We start from the raw sequence: 6209 nt of genomic DNA, 5'->3' as shown, positions 1-6209 counted from the left end.
TTTTTTTTGTGGCAGGGGCAGGGAGCATGAATTATAAGCGGTTTATCAGTTATAACGTCATTGGCGGATTTTTGTGGATTACATCCTTTGTGCTACTCGGCTATTTTTTTGGCAATCAGCCCGTCATCAAAGATAATTTTACCTATGTGATTTTTAGCATTATCGGATTTAGCGTGTTGCCGATTGTCATTAATTTTATCAAGCAAAAAATCAAACCCATGGCTTAATCACTCATCTATTTTTAATCACTCATCTGTGTAACGACAGGTATCATCATGACTACATTTAAAGACTTACTCTCCAAAGACGCCCAAACCCAGCTCAAAGAAATGGGCGGCAAATCATCCACCAAGCCCGAAACCGATTCCAATGGCAAACCCACGAGCGTCTCACTGCTGGGCAAAAAAGAAGTCGCAAACCAAGTCAAACGCTTCGACAATGCACTCATCGATGAAGACAAGGTGCTATTCATGCAAGCGATGAGCGGCGTCCAACCCCTAAAAAACGAAAAAACTATCGCCCAAAAACCCCAAAAAGACGATAATGCCATCTATCGCCGTGCCAATGCTGAAGGCGGTGAGGAGATGACTGGCGTTAATCTGTCTGACATGCAGGCTTTGCTCAACCCTGTGGCAGGCGAGGCATTTTTAAGCTACAAAAACCCAACCCTTCAAAATAAAGTCTTCGAACAGCTAAAACAAGGTAAACTGCGCTGGTATGATGCAGTGGATTTGCACGGCTCGAGCATTGAAGACGCCCGCAATGCCGTCCTAACACTCATCAAAAACGCAATGAGCAATGGCGAGACCGTCGTAAAAATCGTCCACGGCAAAGGCACAGATGCGATCATCAAAACCTGTGTGAACGGCTGGCTACGTCAAATCTCTGATGTTATGGCTTTTGTATCCGCCCCTACCAACGATGGTGGCAATGGTGCGGTGTTGGTACTATTAAAGCGCAATCGACTTGGCGAATAAAGCAAACACATAAAAACCAGTCATTGTGACTGGTTTTTTGATGATTAAGATTACTAATCTGCTATTTTCTCACCATGGATGGCCAGATCAAGACCTTGATATTCCTCTTCAGCATCCACACGCAGACCTATGGTTTTCTTAATGGTAATGCCAATTACGAATGTCATCACCCAGCCATACACTAAGGTAGCAATCACACCCTCAACCTGTAGCCAAAGCTGCTTTAATAACGACACATCGGCAATCTCGGGATATAGCGCAGGACTCACAAACACCCCTGTCAATACCGCACCAATGATGCCGCCCACACCGTGCAGCCCAAAGGCATCTAGCGCATCATCCACACGCAGGCGTTTTTTGGCATAATAAATCATCACAAAACACCCCAAAGAAGTCAGCACGCCAATCGCCATCGCGCCAAATACATCCACAAAGCCTGCCGCAGGTGTGATCCCTACCAACCCTGCCACAGCGCCGGATGCCCCGCCCAGTGCAGACGCCTTACCGCGCTTAGCGTATTCTGCCATCAGCCAAGTGATCGCACCCACTGCCGCAGCCGCTTGAGTGGTAATGAGCGCCATCACTGCATTGCCGTTAGCGCCGAGCGCCGAACCGCCATTAAAGCCAAACCAACCTACCCAAATCAGACCCGTACCGATGAGTGTTAATGCCAAGTTCGCAGGCGCAAGATTACCCTTACCATAATCACGGCGACTGCCCAACAGATAAGCCAGCACCAGACCGCCCACACCTGCATTAATATGAACCACCGTACCGCCGGCAAAGTCTAGCGCATCGCCAGTCAGCCAGCCGCCACCCCACACCCAGTGGCATACAGGCACATACACCAACAGTGTCCAAGCCGCAGCGAACACCATGAATGAGCTAAATTTGATTCGCTCGGCCAAAGACCCCGCTAAGATCGCCATGGCGATAACCGCAAATGTCAGCTGAAATATTGCGGTTAATAGCTTAGGAATACTACCATCCAATTCATCTAGCCCAATATTATAAAGCATCACATGATCAAGCCCGCCCACGAATGCATTCATAGCACCTTCTGAGAATGCCAACGAATAACCAGCTACAACCCACACAATCGAAACAACAGCCGCAGCACCCAGACTATGCATCATGGTAGATAGGATATTTTTCTTACGCACCATGCCAGCATAGAACAGTGCAAGCCCTGGAATGGTCATCATCAAGACCAATGCCGTCGCTGTCAATACCCAAGCTGTATCACCGGTATCTAATACCGATTCATTCGCCATCGCCAAGGCGGGCATTAGTCCTGCACCCACTAACCCAAATCGACCTACTGATTTTTTCATTGCTTTTACCCCTTATTAGTTTTATAAAGCATTTTCACCCATTTCGCCTGTGCGAATACGAACAATCTCATCCAATGGCTGCACAAAAATCTTACCATCGCCAATCTTGCCTGTGTTGGCAGCGTCTGCGATGGTACGGACAACTTCATCAGCCAACTCATCGCTCACAGCCACTTCAATTTTTAGCTTAGGTAAAAAATCCACCACATACTCAGCACCACGATAAATCTCGGCGTGACCCTTTTGTCGCCCAAAGCCCTTCACCTCTGTGATCGTCATGCCATGTATGTCTATCGACGTCAACGACTCTCGAATATCGTCTAATTTAAATGGCTTAATAATGGCGGTGATTAATTTCATAACTAACTCCTATGGCTACATAAGTAAAACTAATTAATCTGGTCATAGTATGCCAAAGATTGCAAAAAATAAAAAATGGTTTATTTTAATAAAAAATTGGTTATTTATTAATTTAACTAATGGCCATATAAAATTTAATAATATTAAAAATTTTGACGAATTCGTTTGCAAGCATTCCTAGAAATTCGTAAAATATGGCATTTATTTATAATAATTTGGATGACTTATGACGGACATGCTTACCATCGGCATCGTGGCAGGTGAAGTTTCAGGCGATGCGCTGGGTGCGGATTTTATGCGTCAGATGAACGCCATTCACCCAAACATTCGCTGGGTGGGCGTAGGCGGTCAAAGCATGCAAAAATTAGGGCTGCGCTCCATCATAGACATGAAGCGGCTCTCTGTGATGGGTCTGACTGAAGTTGTCAAACATCTGCCCGATTTATTGCGAGCCAGACGTGAGATATTAGAAGAATTTGATCATCAGAGCATTGATATTTTTGTTGGTATTGATGCGCCTGATTTTAATTTAAGACTGGGCAAAGTTCTTAAGCCAAAAGGCGTGTTCTGCGTGCAGATGGTCAGCCCGAGTGTATGGGCATGGCGAGAGAGTCGAATTCACACCATCAAAGCCGCCACCAACTTGGTGCTGTGCCTCTTTCCCTTTGAGCTTGATGTCTATGCCAAGCATAATCATCCTGCTGTCTGCGTCGGGCATCCACTGCTCGGCAAGCTACGAGCCGATGAACGCGCCCTTGATGAGATTAAGGCGGAATTTATCAGCCATCATCGTGGCAGCTTTCCTTCACTTAAGAAGCTTAACAACCAGACCATTCTATGCATGATGGCAGGTTCGCGCGTCTCTGAGATTCATGCCATATTGCCACTGCTTATCGACAGCATGGATGAGCTTGCCGCTGATGGCATGGGTTTTGCACTGCCCGTGGTGAATGCAGAACACGCGCGACTGGTAGAGTCGATGTTGTTTGAGCGCGCGCCTCATCTACTGCCCCATACCCATGTCGTTTATGGTGAGGACACGCCAATCAGTCATGCTGTGATGATGGCGTCTGACGTGGTGGTGTTGGCATCAGGCACCGCCACGCTTGAGACACTGCTGCTGCACCGCCCCATGGTCGTGGTGTACAAACTAAGCAATCTCACCTACACCATCGCCAAGCATCTGGTAAAGATCCCCTATGTATCTCTGCCAAATATCCTATCCTACGGGCAGACAGGCAAGCCGATTGTACCTGAATTGATCCAGCATGACGCAACAGCAGCCAATATCGCAAGAGAAGTCAAGCTAATTTTAGGCGACCCTAACGCTCAAATCATAAAATTACAACAAACAACCGCCACACTACGTAAGGACAGTCATCATAACGCCGCCGAAGTCGTATTGACTCATTATCAACATTCATGAAAGCCCATACTCTAAACACGCACACTCACGCCTGCACCGTTGTCGCCCACAAAAATCACGAACCTACATCACGCACCTTTGTCATCGGCATTGATGAAGTGGGGCGGGGTTCACTGTTCGGGCAGATGACTGTTGGGGCGGTGATTCTGGATAATGACTTAACAGGTGAGTTTGGACGAGTGGATTTGACAGGCACACCCATTGCCCTTATCAATGACAGCAAAAAGCTGTCTGAAAGAAAGCGGAATTTGGTCTTTGACCCGATTAAACAAACCTGCCAAAGCTATGCCATTATTGACATTCCTGCTTACGTGATTGATGCCATTGACATTTATCAAGCGACTCTTTTGGGCATGAGACTTGCCATTGAACACTTGATTGTGTTAAATAACGTTGGCAAAAATGACAATCTTATCATCGTGATAGACGGCAACGCTGCGCCCACCCTGTCCGATGACTTTGGCGACTTTCAGCGGTGCATTCACACGCTCATCAAGGGCGACAGCATTCACACGTCTATCGCCTGTGCCAGTATCCTTGCCAAGGTTCATCGTGATACCGCCATGAGCGACTACGCCAAAATTTACCCTGATTATGGATTAGACAAGCACAAAGGCTATGCCAGTAAAGCCCATACCAACGCCATTTATGAGCATGGAATATTGCCCGAACATCGCAAGAGCTTTAATCCCATGCGGACGATATTGGCAAATCAGCTTTTTTAATCGCTTTAAAACAAATCATCCCTTTAAATTCTTATGCTGTTTTATCATCTCTTTTAACATCCGATTATTATCATCAAACCTACGACATTCAGGACACATCAAAAGATGAAATTTCACCGTCATTTTTTGGGATAAAGTCAATGGTTCTTCTTGTGATAGACTCATAAGTTCAGTCATTTTTTGGCAATTCTTTAATTGTTTCATTGTATTCCCCTTAAACAAACCATTTTACCGACAAACACATTTGCAATCTTAATCTGGCTCTGTGCAATAACACATATAAATTCTGTCGAGTAATGTTTAAATTTTGACAAATCTCATCACTACCCAATTCTATATATTCTTTCATCAAAAAAACTTGTGCCTGCTCTTTGGGCAGATTCTCCAAACAAAGTTCCAATACTTGCCAAAATTCATCATTTTCAGCCGTTTCATGCGGACTTGCCCAGCGATTATCAAAGGCATTTGGCGATGAACCGTTTTGCCAATGCCCAATATCATCAAACAGCATTGCCAAAAATTCTTCATCGCTATTTTCACTCATATCACTTATCGTTTCATAGTGTTTATTTTGGCGAATAAAGTCGGCAATTTTATTTTTTAAAATGGCAAATACCCACGTTTTAAAGGCGGACTTTCCTTGAAAACTGTCGGCATATTTTAAAGCATTTAAGAGAGCGTCTTGCACCACGTCTTTGGCGTGCTGTTCGTGATTTAATTGGTTATACGCAAAAGCAAACATGGACTGATATATCTCGTCCATGCTTTTTTTATCAAATTGGCGTAATTCTATTTGGTGCATTTTTTATTTATCCAAAAGTCAATGCTTGTATACCGCCCTGCCCCATAGATGATTAAAACAAGTAACATGATAAAATAAGTCATGCCAAATTCTATGCCATTATTTAAAATCACAAAATTACCCGTTTCGGCGAGCCAGTCATAATTACCGTGCGTTTGTAAGATTTCACGGGCTTTATTTAATCGCTCGCCCGCTTGTATGGAATTATCCAAACTTACCTGTCCCAATCCGCCAAACAATTGGGCGATATTGGTCGCAGGGTCGGTTGGGGTAATGGCGTGCCAGCCGTTTTTTAAATGCACAAGGAACATGGCGACCGCCATTGTAATTGCCAATAATACGCCAAACAAACGAGTCGCCACGCCGAGTAATAACGCCATACCGCCAATCAATTCGGCAATAATCACCATTGCCACCCAAAAGGACGCAAATGGCAAACCAAGCCCCCAATCGGCATTGCCAAACCACTGTGCCGTATCATCAAACGAGCGGTATTTGGTTAGCCCTGCCATTATAAACACAGGGGCAAGATAAAGACGAATGGCGAATAATGGCAAAAAGTCCAATTTATTTAAATTTACAACA

The 6209-nt window shown here is 45.0% G+C and carries 8 protein-coding genes and 1 pseudogene; 4 read left to right on the top strand and 5 right to left on the bottom strand.

All coding sequences use genetic code 11. The annotated features are described in order from the left end of the window. Both GY683_RS01645 and GY683_RS01640 read left to right on the top strand, forming a co-directional pair. Positions 1 to 227 (top strand): annotated as a pseudogene (locus tag GY683_RS01645) (cytochrome O ubiquinol oxidase); the annotation flags it as partial. Positions 228 to 269: 42 nt separating this feature from the next. Next, on the top strand, positions 270 to 977 hold the full coding sequence (locus GY683_RS01640; protein ID WP_297287097.1) for a Smr/MutS family protein: 708 nt from the start codon (positions 270 to 272) through the stop codon (positions 975 to 977). Positions 978 to 1030: 53 nt separating this feature from the next. Here GY683_RS01640 and GY683_RS01635 read toward each other — a convergent pair whose 3' ends face one another. Next, on the bottom strand, positions 1031 to 2266 hold the full coding sequence (locus GY683_RS01635; protein ID WP_297287096.1) for an ammonium transporter: 1236 nt from the start codon (positions 2264 to 2266) through the stop codon (positions 1031 to 1033). Positions 2267 to 2332: 66 nt separating this feature from the next. Continuing rightward, a complete protein-coding gene (locus GY683_RS01630) occupies positions 2333 to 2671 on the bottom strand; it encodes a P-II family nitrogen regulator (RefSeq protein WP_297287094.1) in 339 nt (112 codons plus the stop codon). 226 nt (positions 2672 to 2897) lie between these two features. Between GY683_RS01630 and lpxB the strand changes: the two genes are divergently transcribed. After that, the gene (gene lpxB, locus GY683_RS01625; protein WP_297287093.1) at positions 2898 to 4097 is read left to right on the top strand and encodes a lipid-A-disaccharide synthase; all 1200 of its coding nucleotides are present in this window, start codon (positions 2898 to 2900) and stop codon (positions 4095 to 4097) included. Beyond that, positions 4094 to 4822, top strand: a complete 729-nt coding sequence (locus GY683_RS01620) for a ribonuclease HII (RefSeq protein WP_297287092.1) — start codon at positions 4094 to 4096, stop codon at positions 4820 to 4822. Before lpxB ends, GY683_RS01620 begins: the two co-directional genes overlap by 4 nt. 15 nt (positions 4823 to 4837) lie before the next feature. Here GY683_RS01620 and GY683_RS01615 read toward each other — a convergent pair whose 3' ends face one another. The 3 genes from GY683_RS01615 to GY683_RS01605 all read right to left on the bottom strand — a co-directional run. Next, positions 4838 to 5026, bottom strand: coding sequence for a zf-HC2 domain-containing protein (locus GY683_RS01615; RefSeq protein ID WP_297287091.1), 189 nt, complete (start codon positions 5024 to 5026; stop codon positions 4838 to 4840). A 10-nt stretch (positions 5027 to 5036) separates the two neighbouring features. Further along, complete coding sequence (locus GY683_RS01610; RefSeq protein WP_297287090.1) at positions 5037 to 5624, bottom strand: sigma-70 family RNA polymerase sigma factor; 588 nt, start codon at positions 5622 to 5624, stop codon at positions 5037 to 5039. Next, positions 5612 to 6209: DoxX family protein (locus GY683_RS01605; protein ID WP_367274105.1), on the bottom strand; the 598-nt coding region annotated here is incomplete at its 5' end. The genes GY683_RS01605 and GY683_RS01610, both read right to left, overlap by 13 nt.

The sequence above is a fragment of the Moraxella sp. genome (assembly GCF_024227015.1).
In the GTDB taxonomy this organism is placed as follows: domain Bacteria; phylum Pseudomonadota; class Gammaproteobacteria; order Pseudomonadales; family Moraxellaceae; genus Moraxella.
The sequence above is the reverse complement of the archived record's forward strand: the minus strand, read 5'-3'. Positions and strand labels throughout refer to the sequence as shown.